Genomic DNA, 18,858 nt, shown 5'->3' on the forward strand with positions numbered 1-18,858 from the left:
TGCGGTTCACGGGATGCGGAGAGAACAGCATGACAAAGAGAGCCAAGACACTGGAATTGTTGAAAGCGGAACTCTCGAAGTTGTGCACCATTGCCGATAATGAAGGTTTTGAAATGATCGCCTATTTCATCGAGACGGCGATGCGCGAAGCGGACGAACAATTGTCACAAGAAACCCGTGCCGTCATGGGGCTGGAACTGCGCTTGCAATCGTCGCGCGCCCTGTAGCGCCACTCCGTTCCCCGATTCAACAAAGCTTCAATTTTTGTGAATCATGAAACCGCCCGCCATCATTGTGCACGCGGGCTGCTGGCCTATATGAAGCCAATGACCCCATTATCTGTCCTCGACCTTTCACCGGTTGCCGTTGGCAGCGATCCCGCGCAATCCCTCCGCAATTCCCTGGACCTGGCGCAACATGCCGAACGCCTGGGGTATAACCGCCTGTGGCTCGCGGAACACCATAACATGCGCGGCATCGCGAGCGCGGCGACCGCCGTGGTGATTGCCCATGTGGCTGCCGGCACATCGAAAATCCGCGTTGGTGCGGGCGGCATCATGCTCCCAAACCATTCCCCACTGATGGTGGCGGAGGCATTTGGCACCCTCGCATCCCTGCATCCGGGGCGGATTGACCTTGGCGTTGGCCGCGCGCCCGGCACGGATCAGATTACGGCGCAGGCGCTGCGACGTAACCTGGACCAGGACATTAACGGGTTCCCGCAGGATGTGGTCGAACTGATGGGCTATTTTCGCGAGCCCGAGCCCGGTCAGCGTGTCATCGCTGTGCCGGGGGCAGGGCTCAAGGTACCCGTGTGGATTCTGGGCTCAAGCCTGTTTGGCGCCCAGCTCGCGGCCGCGCTTGGGCTTCCCTATGCCTTCGCGTCGCATTTTGCGCCGGCGGAAATGGAGCGCGCCATTGAAATCTATCGGGCTCGGTTCGAACCTTCCGAGCATCTGGACAGGCCCTATGTCATGCTCGGCCTTAACGTTTTCGCTGCGGCCACCGACGCCGAGGCAAGACTCCTGCAAACCTCGCAGCAGCAGGCCTTCGTCAATCTGCGCACCGGTAAACCCGGGCCGTTGCCGGCACCCGTCGAGAACTATGAGGAAACGCTGGATCTTCATGCAAAGGCGATCCTGCGCCAGGCCTTGTCATGCAGCGTCGTTGGATCGCCGGAAACGATCAGAACCGGCGTTCAGGATTTCATCCAGCGCACTGGCGCTGACGAAGTCATGGTGACGGGACAGATATTCGATCATGCTGCCAGGATACGCTCCTATGAGATTCTGGCTGACGTCATGATCAATCCGGACGCCGTCTTACGCTCAGGCAGCTTGTCGTAATCCGCCAGCAGTTTCGATAAAGGCAATGACGTCGTCGAGGCCGCTCCGGCGCAGCATGTCCGTAAAGACATAGGGTTTGCTGCCCCGCTGTATTCTTGTGTCTGCGTCCATCACGTCCAGATCCGCGCCGACATGAGGGGCCAGATCCTTCTTGTTGATGATGAGAAGGTCGGAGCGCGTGATGCCCGGTCCACCCTTGCGCGGGATCTTTTCCCCTTGGCACACGGAAATCACATAGATGGTAAGGTCGGCGAGATCCGGCGAGAAAGTCGCCGCCAGGTTGTCTCCGCCTGATTCGATGAAAACGATGTCGAGATCCGGGTGCCGCCGGTTCATCTCCGCGATCGCCTGAAGGTTGATCGTCGCGTCCTCGCGGATTGCCGTATGGGGGCATCCACCGGTCTCGACACCCATGATGCGATCCTCGGGAAGCGCCTGAAGCCGGTTCAGGATCAGCGCATCTTCCTTCGTATAGATGTCATTGGTGACGACGGCGAGCGAGTAACGGTCGCGCAACGCCTTGCAAAGCATCTCGGTGACTGTGGTCTTGCCGGAGCCGACCGGCCCGCCAATGCCAACCCGAAGTGGTCCATTCTGCGAGATCATGAGCGAAATACCCTCGAATATTGTGTTTCATGTTGCATGGCCATGATGTCGGACATGATGGCTGCGGAGCCCAGATCATCCAGGCTCGAACGGCTGGCACGTGCTGCGATCGCCAGGATGGGCTTTTCCATGCTTGCCATGATTGCAACGCCATGGCTCTGGCCGAGCGGTACAAGGCGCACCGCAGCCTGAATGAGATTGGAAAGAACCGCGTGAAGGTAGGCCGCAAGGGCAGGTTCGAGCGCAATGTCGTTCCTCGCCGCCACGACGGCAACCGCGACAGGGTAGGGGGCATCTCCTGCAAGGTCTTGGCTCGTCGCGCCCCAATGCCCGATGGCTTGCAGGAAGGCATTGCCCTGCAGCATCGTTTCCATATGCCGCTCTTTGGAGCCCGCCATCGCCTCGCCGAGTAGCGCAATGGCATTCACGTCCGCGTCGGTTGCGACGCCCCGCCAGCCTGCCGCGAACAACACCGCGTCGTTCCACACGGAACCGTATTGCAGGAGATCGTTCAGCCAGTTCTGGAGCGACATGCTGTCATGGATAAGGCCATCATCCACTGCCCGCTCAATCCCATGGCTGTAGGAAAACGCGCCCACCGGAAAGGCCGGAGAAAGCCAGGTCATAAGGCGCAACAGCGCGGTGCTCGAGCCACTGTCAGTCATGGACATGATGATGGTGGCGCACTTCATCGTGACCATGGGTGTGTCCATGATGGTCATGACCGTGCCCGCCATGATAGGCCCCGCGCAAGGGGTGAAAGGGTGCAACAATCTCGACAATGCTTGCACCAAGTCCTTCCAGCATCGCCCTGATCACATGATCGCGCAGAATGACAATCCGGTGTTCTTCAAGTTGCGCGGGCAGGTGGCGGTTGCCGAGGTGCCAGGCCAATTCCGCCAGGTGCTGCCGGTTGCGCGGCACGACCGCGTAGAGTTCTTCTTCCGCCGCAATGATTTCGGCTGTCCGCCCGTCTTCAAGAATAAGGAGGTCGCCATGGCCGAACGCGATGGCCTCCGGCAGGTCGACCAGTACATGTTCGCCCTTGGACAAAGTCAGCACCTTGCGCCGCAAATGCCGCTCGTCATGTGCCAGTACGACATGATCGTATGGGGCAATGGGGTAGCGCCCGGCGTGGCCGTGGTCCGTCGCCCGTATCATTGATAGTCCTCCGCCTTGAAATCGTGGTTCATGCACAGGAAGAAGTCGATTGGCGGAGCATCGCCGCTCAACTGCGTCAGCAGCGTGTGCACTTGCCCGCGATGATGTGTCTGATGGTTGAAAATCTGCGTGAGCGCGCGATCGAGGGTTGAGGTATAGGGCTCGCCTTCGGTGGTGATCCAGTGAAGGATGCCCGTTATCGACGCTTCGTCCATGCCGTCGATCACCTCGATGATGTGATCATCGAAGGCAAGGCGCTCGGTGTGCAGATCATCGAAATTGTCGTGCAGGATGACGTCGAGAGAGGGTATGGCGTAAAGATCGCCGGTGAAGCGCCCGAACCACAATTTGTCGATCGCCAGTATATGGTTGAGTGTACCATGCACTGACTTGAAGAATGCCCGCCGGTTCGCGAAGTAATCTTCACGGTCCAGGGCCCCCGCCGCCGCATATATGCGGCCATTGGCCCATTTGTTGTAATAGGCGAGCCGCTTGAATTGATCCTTCATCTTGTCCTCCCTCAAAACAGGAAATAGCGCTGCGCCATGGGCAGCACCGTTGCCGGCTCGCAGGTCAGAAGTTCACCGTCGGCTCTCACTTCGTAGGTCTCCGGATCCACTTCGACATGGGGCGTCGCATCATTGTGGATCATCGAAGCTTTGGAAATACCTCCGCGGGTATTTTCGACACCGATCAATTGTTTGTCGACGCCAAGCGTTTGGCGCAGTCCAGCCTCTACCGAGGCCTTGCTGACGAAGGTGACGGACGAATTGGAAATATTCTTGCCGAAACCGCCAAACATGTAGCGGTAGTGAACCGGCTGCGGTGTCGGGATCGAGGCGTTGGGATCGCCCATCGGCGCCGCTACAATGGAACCACCAAGCAGGACCATGTCGGGCTTGACGCCGAAAAAGGCTGGATTCCACATAACGAGATCAGCGCGCTTGCCCACCTCGATCGAGCCGATATGCCGGGAAACGCCCTGTGCAATTGCCGGGTTGATCGTGTATTTGGCAATATAGCGTTTCACCCGGAAATTATCGTTGTCACCCGTTTCCTGGGGCAGGGCGCCCCGCTGACGCTTCATCTTGTCGGCAGTCTGCCAAGTGCGGATCAGCACTTCGCCCACGCGCCCCATGGCCTGGCTGTCGGATGAAATGATGGAAAAGGCGCCGATGTCGTGCAGGATGTCTTCGGCCGCGATTGTCTCCTTGCGGATACGGCTCTCGGCGAAGGCGACGTCCTCTGGGATCGACGATGATAGATGATGGCATACCATCAGCATGTCGAGGTGCTCGGCGACGGTGTTCTTGGTATAGGGGCGCGTCGGATTGGTCGACGATGGAATCACATGCGCAAGCCCGCAGATCTTGATGATGTCGGGGGCATGGCCACCACCGGCACCTTCCGTATGAAAGGCGTGGATCGTACGCCCCTTGATGGCGGCGACCGTGTCCTCGACAAACCCGCTTTCATTCAGCGTATCGGTATGGATCATCACCTGCACGTCATACTGATCAGCCACGTTTAGACAATTGTCGATCGCCGCAGGCGTCGTGCCCCAGTCTTCATGCAGTTTCAACGCGCAGGCACCACCCAGGATCATCTCTTCCAGCGCTTGCGGCAGGGAAGCATTGCCCTTGCCGGACAGGCCGATATTCATTGGAATGGCATCGAAGGATTGGATCATCCGCCCGATGTGCCATGGGCCAGGTGTGCAGGTCGTCGCAAGCGTTCCATGCGCCGGCCCGGTTCCGCCGCCGAACATGGTCGTGATACCCGACATCAGTGCTTCCTCGATCTGCTGCGGGCAGATGAAATGAATATGCGCGTCCATGCCGCCGGCAGTGAGAATTTTGCCTTCGCCTGCGATGATTTCCGTGCCGGGTCCAATAATGATCGAAACTCCGGGCTGGGTATCGGGGTTGCCAGCCTTGCCGATTGCAGCAATCAGGCCGTCCTTGAGACCTACATCGGCCTTGTAGATACCCGTATGGTCAACGACGAGCGCATTGGTGATGACCGTATCAACCGCACCGTCTGCACGTGCGATCTGGCTTTGGCCCATGCCATCACGTATGACCTTGCCGCCACCGAATTTCACCTCTTCGCCATAGACGGTGAAGTCCCGCTCTACCTCGATGAAGAGCTCGGTATCGGCCAGCCGCACCTTGTCGCCGGTCGTCGGACCAAACATGCGGGCATAGGCGGAACGGGTGATTCTAGCGGGCATGGGACTTCCCCTGTATGCGTGTCATGGCGGGTGCGGGCACGGGCTGACGCCACATTCCCGCCGTTACATTGCCTTGGAATAACCCGATCACTGACCGCTTCAGATCGAATTTGGCATGTGGAGTGCGCCCGTCATCGGAAGATGATCGTTCGCCAATCTCGTGAAAGGAATAACGATGCGAAAGATGATAGCCCTCGCGCTCTGTGCGGCTTTCCCGCTGGCCGCCCCGGCTGCCTACGCGCAGTCCGCCGCGCCGCAGGCTCCCAGTGCCCAGCAACCCGCGGCCAAGGGTGAATCCGGCCAGTCGGGTGCAGCACAAATCACCACGATCAATATCGTGGACATCAACGAACTTCCTGAAGCCACCAAGAATCAGGTCAATGAAGCGATCGCCAAGCGCAGCGATACGGACGTTGAGAAACTCCGCACGTCTATAGACAAATCGCCGGAAGTATCCGCTGCCTTGAAGGAAAAGGGCCTGACATCGTCCGCTGTCGTGATCGCCAGTCTTGATTCCAAGGGGCTGTTGACCCTGGTCACCAAGAAGCCGAGCTGACCCGCCAGCCTTGCCCGGCGCATATCCATGGCATGCGTCGCGATCGGTGCTGAGCATCCGGTCGCGTTTCGTCATGGATATGAAGTCAGCTATCGCGGTCAAAGCTTGCCCATGATCTTCTGCTGAAACCCGTAAACAGTCCGGTTCCCGCCGAGGGGCACGAGCGTGACATCGCGCTCCTGTCCCGGCTCGAACCGGACTGCGGTACCAGATGCAATGTCGAGGCGCATCCCCCGCGCCTGTTCTCGGGCAAATTCCAGCGCCGGATTGGTTTCGAAGAAATGATAATGTGAGCCGACCTGCACGGGGCGGTCACCCGTATTTGCAACTTTGAGCGTAATGCCGCTGGCGCCGGTGTTGAGCTCGATGTCACCCTTGGCAGGTATGATTTCGCCGGGAATCATGCGGCCTCCTCAACGGATCGGTTCGTGAACGGTGACAAGCTTGGTGCCGTCAGGAAACGTCGCCTCGACCTGGATATCGTGGATCATTTCCGCAATGCCTTCCATCACCTGGTCGCGGCTGATGACGTGCGCACCGGCCTCCATGAGATCCGCAACGGAACGTCCGTCGCGGGCGCCCTCCACAACGAAATCGCTGATCAACGCAATGGCTTCCGGATGATTGAGCTTTACCCCGCGCTCGAGCCGCCTGCGCGCCACCATGGCCGCCATGGAGATGAGCAGCTTGTCTTTTTCCCGTGGTGTCAGATTCATTCTTTCCTCTTGGCCGGTCGACGAATGAGATTTGTGCCTAGATTGACCAGACTTTAGGCAGCCCTGCCTTTTCATTCAGCAGTTCGATCAGCGGCACCAATCGTTTTCTCATCGAATAGGCATCACTGTCGATGAGCCTCGCAAGAAGCTTGCCAGACCAGAAGGAAGCGCCACCTTTTTTCCCGATTATTTTTCTGCTCGCCTCCAGATGGCGTTCGGCATCATTGTCGAGCAGCAGAACGGTGGCCATTGTGCGCATCCCCGCGAAGAGGGCAGGTCGCCCCAGCGCGGACGCTGCATCCGGGCCGATATGGAAGTCTTCCGCGTGGATCAGCACGCCGTTGCGATGAATGCGCCAGCGATCGCGGAAGGTGCATTTTTCGACATCTTCACCCATCGCCTTGCGGCCGAAGACAATCGGCTCGACGATGAGGGCGCGGCTTGTTGCGGCAAGATCAACCGAAAGGTTGCGCTGCAATGCGGAGCCTTCGAAGACGATCGTTTCCTGCGGCAGCCACGCAAAGGACGCCCGCTCTCCTGCCTTGAGCTCGGTCGTCACGTGAGCGATCTCGGCCGATGCCCTGTAGATGCGCTCGCAGGCCTGTGTGGTGATCTGCGCCAGGCAATCATCGGCAATATCAAACTGCCACTTGATCTCGTCTCCGCCGGTCAATCCGCCGGAGGTGTTGATCATTACCGCTTCCAGCGAATGACTGTCGGTCTCCGGAAGGCGAATCTTGGCGCAGCCTTCCTGAAAAAGCGTTGCAATGCGCGTCCGGCCATTGACCGGTTTGACGGTAAGCCGAGCAGAGCCGGAGGCGCGCTGGGGTCTTGGCTGCGGATCTGCCGGCGGCGGTTCGTTCATCCGCTTAGGCGGAACCCAGCTCGATGGCGCGCCGATGTGCGGCATGCACGGCTTTCGTCAGAAGGTCCCTGAGCTCGTTGTTTGCCATAAGCACTTCCAGCGCGGCGGCGGTCGTTCCCTTCGGGCTCGTCACCTGCTCGCGCAGCGTGGTGGGCGTATCGTCGCTGGAAGCAGCAAGGACACCGGCACCATAGACAGTCTGCATGGCCAGAAGTTCGGCGGTTTTCCGCTTGAGTCCCGCAGCGACCGCAGCTTCGGTCAGGCACTCGATGAAGTGGAACACATATGCCGGCCCGGAGCCAGAAACGGCAGTTGCCACATCAATCAGGCTTTCATCATCGACCGACGCAACGGCACCGCTTGTTTTCAGCAATTGATCGACGAAATCGGCATCATCGCCGGACACGTGCGCATTGCGGAACGTGACGATCATGCCCTTGCCGATTGCCGCCGGTGTATTGGGGATAGTGCGGATGATCGCTGCTTTTTCGCCGAGATATTCTTCGAAGAGCGCCACCTTGATACCGGCTGCCACGCTGACGAAGGTAGCCCCGCCGGCAAAGCGTTCATAGGCCGGCAGGACGTCGCGCATGACCTGCGGCTTGACCGCGATGGTAATGACCCGTGGTTGCAGGTCCGCTTCCAGTCTGCTCGCATTGGCGTGTGCATGGACACCGAGCGTCGCAGCGCGTTCGCGCAGGGTGTCGGTTGGCTCGACCACATGAACCTGGCCCGGCTTCAATATGCCCGAGTCGAGCCAACCCTTGAGCATGGCAAAACCCATATTGCCGCATCCGACCAGCACCACATTATCGACCATCATGTTCTCCCGTAAAGTTTGCGGCACTTTGATCCGCTCCCGCGTGTTGGGTCAACAGGCACATGCAATTTATGCGCGGGTCATGATCGGAATACGCGCGGTCATCCGCAGCCCGAAACATGCCATGACCACCAGCAACCAGACCGGATCGGCGCGGCGGAAGAAGAAGCTTTCAAGAAAGGCATTCATCAGGGCGAACGTCAGGCACATCAGGAAGAAATCCGCCATGAACACATTCTCGCGCTTTCGCAGGCATCTGGCGTAGTCGACAAGCGGCAGCACAATAAGCACGACGAGTGCACAGATCATGGCGGGAAAGCCCATGGCAATGGCGATGTCGAGATAGCCATTATGGGCATGCACGATCCCGCGCACATCCCAATCGAGGTAGTAGCTTGGATTTTCGGCCTGGAGCACGACCGGCGCCTCCCAGAAGCTTTCAAATCCATAGCCACGCCATGGCGTCTCCACCAGTTTTTCCAGCGCAAACCGCCAGATCGAAGTGCGCCCGGTGAAGGTCGCATCCGTACCCATCTGGACAAGAAGATCATGGGTGGGGGGAAAAAACAGGGTGCCGATCGTGAAAAAGAAGAAACCGGCCAGTGCCGCGGCGATCAAGATCGACGTCAGCACGCGAAAGCCGAACAGGCCGGGAAACATGACGAGAAAGATGACCAGAGGCACCAGTGCGGTCGAGGTCTTCGATCCCGTATGGGCCACAAACCACAGGGCGAGAACCAGGAGGACGATGCCAGCCCCTCGCCACCCGCGGCGGATAAGATAAATTCCGCCGAACGAGAATGCTGCCATCACGGGTCCGGCGACGTTCTTGTGGGAGAATATGCCGCGCCAGAGCCCTGCATGTTCGGCTTCGATCTCACTGGCCGTATGCTTGGCCAGATCAGGTACGACGAGGAGGCCAGCGTAGGAAAGCGCCAGGACCGCAAATGCCGCTATTGCAAGTGCCAGTGAAAATCCGTCGGCATCGCGCGGCAACGCCAGCACGGCAACAATGCACAACACGCCGATCAGCGTGAAGATGACGGCGCGTTGCGCAGCTCCAGGGTCAATGGCAACAAACGTCGAAAGCAGCAGGAAGCCGAACATGACGATCCACATGGGACTGGCTAGCGCAATCAGTGTGCGCGGATTCGCCAGCACCAGCATGGAAAGAAGAGACACGCCGCCCAACGCGCCGAAGCCGAGCTGATTGACGAGGTCACCGCCGCTGCCGGCAATGGCAGTACTTGCCGGCTGGAAAGGCCGGAATGAAATCAGCAGGATAGAAAGAATGAACGCGGCGGCGAGGCTGGAAACCAGCCGCATCGGCAGGACATCCGCCGTGTCAGTTCTTTTCAGGTTGCCGGTACTGCTCATTGGAATATCCGAATTCAGCCATGACGCGGCCAAGCCCAACATAGACCTGATAGATGCCGATGGACAATGAACCCGTCTGCAGTGCCTTTATTGCGGCGCGCAAGGGTGACACCGCCAGAAGCGCCAGGCTTTTACCGATGGTCCTGGCCGCGCCGAAAGGCTCGCCGGCGCGTTGGCGTTTTTCGATCAATGTCGAAATCACGCCATTGCGCAGGGCCCGTGCCCGGATCCAGTCGGCTTGCACCCGCCGTGCAGGGATGGTTTCAAAGACGGGGGCTTCGGCACACCAGGCGACGGAGAAGCCTTTGACCACGCTGCGATTGATGAAATCGGAATCGCCGCCACCCATATAGTTGAATGTGAGGTCGAGAAATGGAAACGGCATCGCTTCGAGCACATTGCGGCCCACCAGCAGATTGCCAGACGAATAGAGAACGGGGACAGGACCGGTTTGCGCATAATGCGGGCTGAACACAGGATGCCTCGACCAGACGGCATGTTCCGGCCTGGCAAAAACGGGAATCTGCGGACCGCCGACAAAATCGACGCCGTAGCGTTCGCGCGTACTGCACATGTTTTCCAGCCAGTTACTGTCGGCGATCTCGTCGTCATCGATGACCAGCAATGAGGAAAAATTCGGGAACGTCTGCAGCGCTGTCAGCCATCCGGCATTGTAGGCATTACAGTTCCCTCGATCATGGGCAATGATCAGCAGCCCCTGGCATTCCCCGCTCTCGAACAGCGGTCTGGCCGCATCCGCGCCTTCACGCTTTTCCGCCTCGTTCTCCATGACGATAATGGCGAACCGTCTGCGGGTCTGCTGCGCCCTCAGCGATGCCAGCGTCTTCAAAAGGTGGTCGGGCCGCTTGAATGTCGGCAGTGTCACGACAACGTCGATCGACTCGCGTGCAAGACCGGGCGATTGCGCGACAATGCTGATATTGGCTTCAATGTGCGGCTTCATCGCCCGAATGTTTACCCGTTATCTATGCTTTCAACCTATAGAAGTAGGTTGTTCAACATTTCATTACATTCTGCCGTCAAATCCAATAATGAGTAACAAATCATCGCCAACAGGTCCGGAACTTGGATGCATCTGCTGTTCGTAACATCGCTGGTTCCAGATGGTAAGCCAACCACGGGCTATGAAATTGCCAACAAGGCGATTGTCGATGGCCTTGTGCGGGCCGGAGCGCGCGTGACGGTTTTGGGATTCATTTGGCCCGGCAGTTCCCCGCTCGACCCTGACAATACCATTGTCCTTGGTGAAGTCGACGTTCGTAACGATACGGCCAACCTTTCGCGCAAACTGCGCTGGCTCGGCAAGGCAGTCCTCACCCGTCTCACCGTGTCATCGATCAAGCTGCGCATCATATCGAGGGACAGGCTGCGTGCCGCCATCGCCTCTGCCGGACCGTTTGATGCCTATGTGCTGAACGGTGTGGCACTGGCGGGCGCCTTTGAAGACTGCTTTGCCGACAAGCCCCAGATCTTCGTGGCCCATAATGTGGAGCATCGCTCGGCCCGCGAAAATGCCGAGGCAGCGGCCAGTCGAGTTCAGAAGTATCTGTTCAACCGCGAGTCCGCCCTGCTGGCGCGCCTTGAGCAAAGGTTATGCGCCAGCGCCGCATTCGTATTCACCCTGGCCGATGAGGATATCGAAGCGCTCGGACTGTCCGGCACGGGCCGTGCCGCCGCACTGCCGCTCGTGACGGGTGCCGATGCGTCAAGGACATCGGGGCGAACGATAGAGCGCGATCTCGGACTGATCGGCACGTGGACATGGCAGCCAAACCGTATCGGCCTTGAGTGGTTCCTGCGCCATGTCCTTCCGCATCTGGACAAGACGGTTCGCGTGACCGTTGCCGGCAGCACGCCGGCCGATCTCAAGGCCGCCTGGCCCAACGTGACATTTGCGGGCCGCGTGCCTGACGCCAGCGATTTCGTCCGCAGTTGCGCAGTCATTCCACTCATCAGCCGCGCCGGCACAGGCGTGCAGCTCAAAACCATCGAGACATTCGAGATGGGCCTGCCAAGCGTCGCCACTGCGCTTTCAGTCCGCGGCATTGCCGATGTGCCGGCCAATTGCGTTGTTGCAGATGATCCGGTCCGGTTTGCCCATGCGGTCAATGCGATGGTCGCACGCATGCATGCCGGCGAAGACCTCACCTGCTCCGGTGCCGGATTTCGCGCAGCCCAATTGACGCGTCTCGATCAGCAGATACGCGTAGGGCTCGACCGGCTTGCAACGAGCCTTGCCGATGGACGGGCGGCCGCATGAGTGCGCATGGCATTGTCGCCGAAGCAGCCCTACCACGCCGGAATATTCTCGGCGTGCCGGTCGTGGCATTGCCGTGGAACCTTGCCATCGAAACGATGCGCGCCATGATAGCTGAGCAACGCTTTGCGCTGGTGACCTGGCTGAATGCCCACAACGCCAATCTCGCGCAAGACAATGTCGAATTCCACCAAGCCCTTGAACGATTCCTGGTCCTGCCGGACGGTATAGGCGTCGATATCGCGTCAAAACTGCTCCATGGCTCTGCCTTTCCCGCCAATCTCAATGGCACGGATTTCATTCCGGCACTGTTGACGGCTGAAACCCGCGGCTTGCGGGTTGGCCTGGTCGGTGCACGCACCGAGGTTGTCGAAAAGGCTGCAGCGAGTTTCAGGAGTCTTGCGCCACAGCATGAGTTTCGCGTGGTCAGCGACGGTTTCTTCAGCGCCGCAGACGAACCGGGGGTCCTCGAAGTCCTGAGGGCCTATCGTCCTCATATCCTGTTGGTCGCGATGGGCGTGCCACGCCAGGAGCTGTTCATGGCGAGCCACCTTACCGGTGATCATTGCACGCTTGCCTTTGGCGTAGGGGCCCTCTTCGATTTCAGGGCCGGCGTGGTGCCGCGGGCTCCGCTCCTCGTTCAGAAGTTCCGGTTTGAATGGCTCTATCGTCTTGTGCAGGAGCCGGAACGGCTTTGGCGTCGGTATATTGTCGGCAATCCTGCTTTCCTGCTGCGTGTCGTGCGGGCAAGGCTGAGGGGTGAAACATGAGGACGGCACTTGTTACCGCGAGTTACGCGCCCGATTTCGACCGCTGCAGATTGCTTTGCGAAACAATTGACCGCTTCGTCACCGGCTTCACCACGCATTACATTCTGGTCGAGCACCGGGATGTAGCGTTGTTCCGTCGGCTGGAAGGCCCGAAGCGCGTCGTGATCGACGAGAACGATCTCCTTCCCCGTTGGATCAGGCCGTTCCCGGATCCGAGCAATTTCGGCCGCCGGCGGCTCTGGTTGTCTCCCTTCACCCTGCCGCTGCGCGGCTGGCACGTGCAACAATTCCGGCGCATTGCCATCGCGGCTCATACGGACGAGGACGCCTTCTTCTATATCGATTCCGATGTGGCTTTCCTCAAACCCTTCGACTGCACGTCGGTTTGGCGTGGAGACGACCTGCGGTTGTTTCGTCGTGACGGCGACCTGCTGCGCCCGGGGCCTGGTGAGCAGCGTGCCTGGTCTGAACATGCGGGGCGGGTTCTGGGTATCGTGCCTGTCAGCCCGGCCGGCCATGACTATATCGGAACGCTTATCGCCTGGCGGCGGGACGCCCTGCTGACCATGTGCGAACGCATTGAAAGCGTCACCGGCCGGCACTGGATCGCGGCGATCGGCCGTTCGCGGCAGTTTTCTGAATGCATGATCTACGGCCGTTACGCGGACGAGGTGCTCATGGCAAAAGGCCATTATCACGATGTCGCCGATTTTTGCCGGGTCTATTGGCTCGCACCGGCACCCACGGACGAGGAGTTTGTCGCCTTCGTCGAGGCTATGACGCCGGCTCAGGTCGCCATCGGCATGCAATCATTCCTTGGCGACGATACGGCACGCATCCGCAAGTTGCTGGACTAGACGCGCCGCGCGGGCTTCTTTATCGCCCGATAGGTCAGATAGGCCGACAGGAGATAAAGCGCCGCAAACATGACGTTCAACCAGATCATCCAGTCATGCCTGTCGAGAAAGGTTACGAGCAGCCAGGACAGGAGCGCTGCTTTTGCCAGTCCCAGCAGCGCGAGATTGAGCGCACGCAAGCCTGACTGGCCGCGCGCATAAAGCAGTTCCGCCTGATACTCGATAAGATTGCGCAATCCGGGCACCAGCAGCACCAGGGGCAGCAGCGCGACGACCGAAGCTACGTTCGCGCCGAGCGCACGGGGGAAGACATGCAGGAAGATTGCAAGCGCAGCCAGCCCCAGCGTCGACACCAGAAAGACACCCAACTCGAGGCTCCCGCGAATTTTCAATGATTTCAGCATGTCAGGCGTTCGCATGAGCTTTTGCACCAGCATCATGTTGAACGAGCGCACGGGCAGGGCAGTCAGATCGACCAGCCGCATGATGATTGCATAGACACCCGCAGTCTCCGGGCCGCCGACTGCCAGCACCAAAAGCTTGTCGAGTTCCGATTGCACGTAGAACAGCACTTCCGCTCCGGTCACCGCAAAGGAATCCGCCAGTCTGCGCCGATAAAGCTGCGGTACGAGCCGTAGCCGTACCTTTGGATAGAAACACACCACCGCAATGATCAGGGCGAGGCCATTGGCGCCCGCATACCACCAGCTCCAGGCCGCAAGCGTAGTCACGCTGGAGAAGGCGAAAAGCACGGCGGCCGCGGCGCGCAAGGCCGTCCCGATGATGACTAGCAAGGCGGCGCGTCCGAAGCGGTTCAAGCCGTTGTTGACAATCACGACGACTTCCAGCGACCGCCATAGCAGCGCTTCGGCCGCGACGATAACAGCGAAGGTACCGAGCGACAGGTCTGCTCCGAAGAAAATCAGGTGCGCCAGAAAAGCCGCGAGCAGAACTACCGGCATTGAAATAACGACCGCCGCGAGAAACCCGCCCGTATAGGCCCCGATCAGCTGCGGTTTTACAGTCGAAATCCGGTACAGCGGTGAAACAAATCCAAACGAGACGAGACGCGACAGCACGACGCCCGTGGCGGACGCCGTTGCAAACAAGCCGAATTCGGCAATCGAAAGCGTGTTGGCAAGCGCCACGAAATAGGCAAGGGAAATGACAAGCCGGCCCGCCGATCCGCTGATGACGGAAAAATAATCGCGGACGAGCCCTGCATTGGCTTTCAAAAGGCGTGCAACCAATTCCATTTCCTGTCGGGAAGGGCCTTAAACTTGAGCATCTGGTCAGGGCCTTCGTTCGGCGGTTTTCTACATCAAAAGGCTTAACGGCTTGTGTTGCCCGTTCCAAGCCTGTGCTATGCACATGTAAACTGTTCCGGGACCGGGTTATGCCGACGATTAACCATTTATTTCCCATGGAACTTTAGATTGAATTAACCGTGGATCAGTGGATCCCTTATTGAATCGCGCTGGTTCGCGGTCTTGGAGTTTGGGTACGGATGGGTAATCGCGAAAACGAGACGGCACGGCGGCCGCGGCGGTCGCTTCTCTCGTTTGCCAGTCAGCCGGACATGGCAAGGGATACGCATGTCGATCCCGGGCCTGTTGCATCGCCGTTGCGCCACGAAGATCATCTTGATCACTATCATCGCATGCGCGCATTGCGCCTCGCCGCCGGCAGCGAAGTCTCGCAGCCTGTTCCGGACGAAACTCCGGCCAGATTGACTCCCGAAGAAGCCGAACAGGAAGCAATCGATCGCATGCGCGCCGACATGGCAGCGATCAAGGCGGAGCTTAACCGCCGTGTCGATGCGGCGGAGCGGGAGCAGGTAGCTCCACTGCGAGAGGTAGCGGCGCCTCTGCCAGACGAACCCGAGCCGGAATGGCTGGAGACCCCGGTGACCCCCGCGCCCGCCGAGCCCGAACCACCGGTAGAGCCAGCTCGCTCGCGCCGGCCCATGACGCGGCGGGCAGAGGTGCGACCGGTTGAGGTGCCGAACGACGAGTGGAGGCCACTGTTTGATCCGCGCATCGTCATCAACCGCGTCGCTCGTTCCAAATCGCTGATCATCGCCACGACGATCATCGGTACGCTCCTTGGAGCCGGATATGCCATGACGCTGCCGAAATTGTACGCCTCGACGGTCGAAGTCCTCGTTGACCCGCGCGATCTCAAGATCGTCGACAAGGAAATATCGTCGAGCCAGTTGCCCGTCGATGCATCGCTGGCCATTGCCGAAAGCCAGTTGCGCGTTATCCAGTCAAGCAGCGTCTTGACCAAGGTCATCGATCGCGCCGGCCTCGCCAAGGATCCCGAGTTCAATGGCGACCTGAAGGATCGCGGCCTTGTCGCCTCCATCCGCGACCTCTTCTCCACCGACAGCACGCCGGACGCCACGACCCGGGAGACACTGTTGTTGCGTAACCTCTACGATCATCTCGAGGTTGAGCGCAGCACGAAGAACTTCATTTTCAACATTACTGTCAGGTCGCGTGATCCGGAAAAAGCCGCTCTTATCGCCAATACTGTGTCGGATGTCTTTCGCGAGGAACAGGGCAATATCCAGTCCGATACGGCCCGTCAGGCCACCGCATCGCTGACCGCCCGGCTTAACGATCTGCGCACGGGGGTCGAAGAGGCAGAAAATGCCGTTCAGAAGTTCAAGGCCGACAATGATCTTGTCGATGTACAGGGTCGCTTGATCAGCGATGATGAAATTTCGCGCACGAATGACGAGCTGACGACGGCACGCAATCAGACGATCCGTCTCAACGCCCAGGCGGCGTCCATCCGCAACGCCTCCGTTGAAGGCGTGCTTGGCAACACCTTGCCCGAAGAGTTCCGCTCCGGCGTCATCGTCGCACTGAGGTCGCAGTATGGGGCACTGAAACAGCAGGCGGACGGACTTGCCACCAAGTTGGGACCGCGGCATCCACAGCTCATCCAGGCGCAGTCGCAGGTCAATGGCATTCGCAGCGAGATCCGCAATGAGCTGAACCGCATTGCGTCGTCCGTGCAGGTTGAGCTCAAGCGCTCTGTGCAGCAGGAGCAGGATCTTGCGGCACGGCTGGCGCAGCTCAAGGCGCGCACGGCCACCAGCAACGAAGGCATGGTCAAATTGCGCGAGCTTGAACGCGAGGCCACTGCCAAGCGGGAGGTCTACGAGGCCTTCCTCCTGCGCGCCAGGGAGACCGGCGAACTCGAAGGCATGAATACCACCAATATTCGCGTCATCTCACCGGCCCGTCCCGCGCTTGAAAGCTCGGGCGGATCCCGCAAGCTTGTAGCCATCGCCGGCTTTCTGGGCGGACTGTTGACCGGTCTTGGTCTCGCGGTCCTGCTCGGCATGATTGACAGCTTTCGTGCTGGCAATCGTTCCACGGTCACCCGTGTCGAAGATGATGCGCCAGTCGACCCGACACCGCCCCCCGGCGGCACGAGGGCGAGGCTCGAGGATAAGGAGCGCCTGCCGGCTGCTCCCCCGGAAAGCCGGCTCGCAGCCGCCATCAGACGCGCGCAGACAGGTACGATGACGCTGGACGAAGAGGAAAACGCACCCGAGGACGACGAGATCGCGGTGGCGGAATTCCTTTATGCGCACGCCGATTTGACGTTGGCGCCACGACACCATGACAATTCCAATATCGAGCAAATGTTGAGCGATATTGCCGAGATCCGCCAGGCGCTACGACGCCGGTCCGAGCGGCAGGCCAGTTAATTACCCAGGCTGAGTTTGATTTGATGGCTACGGGTTTCGATTTTCTACCCCACCCGCAGCTTCGCTGCGACCTCCCCCATCAAAGGGGGAGGTGGGACGCAGGCAGGTACCGGCTTCACCCTCCCCTTGATGGGGGCCGAAGGCGGGGGGAGACAAGCGGCTCGCCCCCGAAGTCGGAGGTCCGGGGTGGGGTGGTCGTTCGACGCTATCCCTAATGCAATCTCGGCGTTGGGCCTTGCCCCTTGTCGTCGATGACATAGCCCCGGTAGAAGCGATCGAGCGTGAACGGCGCCGAAAGCGGGTGCGGCTCGTCCCTGGCGATGGTCCAGGCGAAGCACTTTCCCGAAATAGGCGTTGCCTTGAAACCGCCATAGCACCAACCAGTATTCAGATACATGCCAGGTAGCGGTCCCGTGGTGATGATGGGAGAACCATCCATTGTCATGTCCATGATGCCTCCCCAGGAGCGAAGCAGCTTGACCCGGGCGAGTGCGGGAATGAGCGCAACGAACTCGCTCATCACATCCTCGACCACCGGCAGGTTGCCGCGCTGCGCATAGGAATTATAACCGTCGATGTCGCCGCCAAAGACGAGGCCGCCCTTGTCGGATTGGGAAAAGTAAAGGTGTCCGCCGCCGAAGGTCGCCACAGTATCCACGACGGGCTTCAGTGCTTCCGAAACGAAAGCCTGCAAGACATGCGATTCGAGCGGCAGTCGGTCAATGCCGGCCCGCCGCATCAATTCGCTGGTGTGGCCGGCAACCGCGGACCCCACCTTCTTCGCATTGATGGGACCGCGCGTCGTCATGACTCCGGTGATTTTATCGCCATCCTTCAGGAAGCTCGTCACTTCGCAATTCTCGATGATGTCGACACCCAGCTGGTCGGCGGCACGGGCATAACCCCAGACGACGGCATCGTGCCGCGCGGTGCCGGCGCTTCGCTGCATCAGGCCCCCAAGGATCGGAAAGCGAGCCGTTGTGCTGATATCGAGTCCGGGAATCAGCTTCTTGATCTGTTGCGGCGTCATCAATTCGCAGTCGATGCCGTTGAGCCGCATCTGGTTGCCCCGTCGCGCATATATATCGAGCTGTGGCAACGTATGGGCGAGGTTGACGACGCCGCGCTGCGAAAACATCACATTGTAGTTGAGGTCGTGGGACAATGTTTCCCACATCTTCATCGACGCTTCATAGAAATGCTGGTTCTCGGTCAGAAGATAGTTCGATCGGATCGCAGTGGTGTTTCTGCCGATGTTTCCCGAGCCGAGCCATCCCTTTTCGACGACGGCGATATTGCGGATCCCATGCTCCTTGGCGAGGTAATAGGCGGTGGCGAGGCCGTGCCCGCCACCGATAATCACCACGTCATAGGCGGGTTTGGGATTGGGCTTGCGCCAGGCCGGCTTCCAGTCCTTGTTGCCGTTGAGGGCTTGTCTGAAAAGGCTGAAAGCTGAGTAGCGCATGGGGGTTCCCGGATTCGTTCATTGCGATCATGCTTGGATTCATGGCCTTAGCCAAGTATTCGTTTGCACGGGGCCGTGCGT

General features: G+C 59.4%; 20 protein-coding genes. 7 read left to right on the forward strand and 13 right to left on the reverse strand.

All coding sequences use genetic code 11. From position 1 onward, the window contains the following. The first annotated feature begins 29 nt into the window (after nt 1-29). Nucleotides 30-227, forward strand: a complete 198-nt coding sequence (locus K9U38_RS19130; protein ID WP_224495949.1) for a hypothetical protein — start codon at nt 30-32, stop codon at nt 225-227. 99 nt (nt 228-326) lie between these two features. After that, on the forward strand, nt 327-1,346 hold the full coding sequence (locus K9U38_RS19135; protein WP_224495950.1) for an LLM class flavin-dependent oxidoreductase: 1,020 nt from the start codon (nt 327-329) through the stop codon (nt 1,344-1,346). On the opposite strand, the gene ureG is transcribed toward K9U38_RS19135, so the two are convergent. The 5 genes from ureG to ureC are packed head-to-tail and all read right to left on the reverse strand — an operon-like array spanning nt 1,329 to nt 5,346. Next, nucleotides 1,329-1,952, reverse strand: a complete 624-nt coding sequence (ureG, locus tag K9U38_RS19140; RefSeq protein ID WP_224495951.1) for an urease accessory protein UreG — start codon at nt 1,950-1,952, stop codon at nt 1,329-1,331. The two genes, K9U38_RS19135 and ureG, sit on opposite strands and share 18 nt — an antisense overlap. Next, nucleotides 1,949-2,644: an urease accessory protein UreF gene (locus tag K9U38_RS19145; RefSeq protein WP_370632009.1), complete on the reverse strand. Its 696-nt coding sequence runs from the start codon at nt 2,642-2,644 to the stop codon at nt 1,949-1,951. The genes ureG and K9U38_RS19145 overlap by 4 nt, the downstream gene beginning before the upstream one ends. Then, a complete protein-coding gene (locus K9U38_RS19150; protein ID WP_224495953.1) occupies nt 2,610-3,113 on the reverse strand; it encodes an urease accessory protein UreE in 504 nt (167 codons plus the stop codon). Before K9U38_RS19150 ends, K9U38_RS19145 begins: the two co-directional genes overlap by 35 nt. Further along, nucleotides 3,110-3,622, reverse strand: a complete 513-nt coding sequence (locus K9U38_RS19155; protein WP_224495954.1) for a DinB family protein — start codon at nt 3,620-3,622, stop codon at nt 3,110-3,112. Before K9U38_RS19155 ends, K9U38_RS19150 begins: the two co-directional genes overlap by 4 nt. An 11-nt stretch (nt 3,623-3,633) precedes the next feature. Next, nucleotides 3,634-5,346 (reverse strand): urease subunit alpha, encoded by a 1,713-nt coding sequence (ureC, locus tag K9U38_RS19160; protein ID WP_224495955.1) that lies wholly within the window; start codon nt 5,344-5,346, stop codon nt 3,634-3,636. A gap of 175 nt (nt 5,347-5,521) precedes the next feature. On the opposite strand from ureC, the gene K9U38_RS19165 reads away from it, so the two are divergent. Further along, nucleotides 5,522-5,902 carry a hypothetical protein gene (locus K9U38_RS19165; RefSeq protein ID WP_224495956.1) on the forward strand — a complete coding sequence of 127 codons (381 nt, stop codon included), beginning with the start codon at nt 5,522-5,524 and terminating at the stop codon, nt 5,900-5,902. A 98-nt stretch (nt 5,903-6,000) separates the two neighbouring features. Here K9U38_RS19165 and K9U38_RS19170 read toward each other — a convergent pair whose 3' ends face one another. The 6 genes from K9U38_RS19170 to K9U38_RS19195 all read right to left on the reverse strand — a co-directional run bounded on the left by K9U38_RS19170 (nt 6,001) and on the right by K9U38_RS19195 (nt 10,644). Then, a complete protein-coding gene (locus K9U38_RS19170; protein ID WP_224495957.1) occupies nt 6,001-6,306 on the reverse strand; it encodes an urease subunit beta in 306 nt (101 codons plus the stop codon). A gap of 9 nt (nt 6,307-6,315) precedes the next feature. Then, a complete protein-coding gene (locus K9U38_RS19175) occupies nt 6,316-6,618 on the reverse strand; it encodes an urease subunit gamma (RefSeq protein ID WP_224495958.1) in 303 nt (100 codons plus the stop codon). A gap of 37 nt (nt 6,619-6,655) precedes the next feature. After that, on the reverse strand, nt 6,656-7,483 hold the full coding sequence (locus tag K9U38_RS19180) for an urease accessory protein UreD (RefSeq protein WP_224495976.1): 828 nt from the start codon (nt 7,481-7,483) through the stop codon (nt 6,656-6,658). 4 nt (nt 7,484-7,487) lie between these two features. Next, nucleotides 7,488-8,303, reverse strand: coding sequence for a pyrroline-5-carboxylate reductase (proC, locus tag K9U38_RS19185; protein ID WP_224495959.1), 816 nt, complete (start codon nt 8,301-8,303; stop codon nt 7,488-7,490). Between the two features lie 69 nt (nt 8,304-8,372). Further along, complete coding sequence (locus tag K9U38_RS19190) at nt 8,373-9,680, reverse strand: O-antigen ligase family protein (protein WP_224495960.1); 1,308 nt, start codon at nt 9,678-9,680, stop codon at nt 8,373-8,375. Then, nucleotides 9,649-10,644: a glycosyltransferase family 2 protein gene (locus K9U38_RS19195; RefSeq protein WP_224495961.1), complete on the reverse strand. Its 996-nt coding sequence runs from the start codon at nt 10,642-10,644 to the stop codon at nt 9,649-9,651. The genes K9U38_RS19190 and K9U38_RS19195 overlap by 32 nt, the downstream gene beginning before the upstream one ends. A gap of 126 nt (nt 10,645-10,770) precedes the next feature. Here K9U38_RS19195 and K9U38_RS19200 point away from each other — a divergent pair, with 126 nt between their 5' ends. Genes K9U38_RS19200 through K9U38_RS19210 form a run of 3 tightly spaced genes read left to right on the forward strand, consistent with a single transcriptional unit; the run spans nt 10,771 to nt 13,585 of the window. After that, on the forward strand, nt 10,771-11,961 hold the full coding sequence (locus K9U38_RS19200; protein WP_224495962.1) for a glycosyltransferase: 1,191 nt from the start codon (nt 10,771-10,773) through the stop codon (nt 11,959-11,961). Next, nucleotides 11,958-12,728, forward strand: a complete 771-nt coding sequence (locus tag K9U38_RS19205; RefSeq protein WP_224495963.1) for a WecB/TagA/CpsF family glycosyltransferase — start codon at nt 11,958-11,960, stop codon at nt 12,726-12,728. Before K9U38_RS19200 ends, K9U38_RS19205 begins: the two co-directional genes overlap by 4 nt. Beyond that, nucleotides 12,725-13,585: a DUF6492 family protein gene (locus K9U38_RS19210; protein ID WP_224495964.1), complete on the forward strand. Its 861-nt coding sequence runs from the start codon at nt 12,725-12,727 to the stop codon at nt 13,583-13,585. The genes K9U38_RS19205 and K9U38_RS19210 overlap by 4 nt, the downstream gene beginning before the upstream one ends. Here the strand turns inward: K9U38_RS19210 and K9U38_RS19215 are convergent. Beyond that, complete coding sequence (locus K9U38_RS19215; protein WP_224495965.1) at nt 13,582-14,835, reverse strand: lipopolysaccharide biosynthesis protein; 1,254 nt, start codon at nt 14,833-14,835, stop codon at nt 13,582-13,584. The two genes, K9U38_RS19210 and K9U38_RS19215, sit on opposite strands and share 4 nt — an antisense overlap. Before the next feature lie 257 nt (nt 14,836-15,092). On the opposite strand from K9U38_RS19215, the gene K9U38_RS19220 reads away from it, so the two are divergent. After that, complete coding sequence (locus tag K9U38_RS19220) at nt 15,093-17,312, forward strand: GumC family protein (protein WP_224495966.1); 2,220 nt, start codon at nt 15,093-15,095, stop codon at nt 17,310-17,312. Nucleotides 17,313-17,523: 211 nt separating this feature from the next. Here K9U38_RS19220 and K9U38_RS19225 read toward each other — a convergent pair whose 3' ends face one another. Beyond that, nucleotides 17,524-18,777 carry a sarcosine oxidase subunit beta family protein gene (locus tag K9U38_RS19225; RefSeq protein ID WP_224495967.1) on the reverse strand — a complete coding sequence of 418 codons (1,254 nt, stop codon included), beginning with the start codon at nt 18,775-18,777 and terminating at the stop codon, nt 17,524-17,526. Nucleotides 18,778-18,858 lie beyond the last annotated feature (81 nt).

The organism is Phyllobacterium lublinensis (assembly GCF_020164435.1).
Lineage (GTDB): Bacteria > Pseudomonadota > Alphaproteobacteria > Rhizobiales > Rhizobiaceae > Phyllobacterium > Phyllobacterium lublinensis.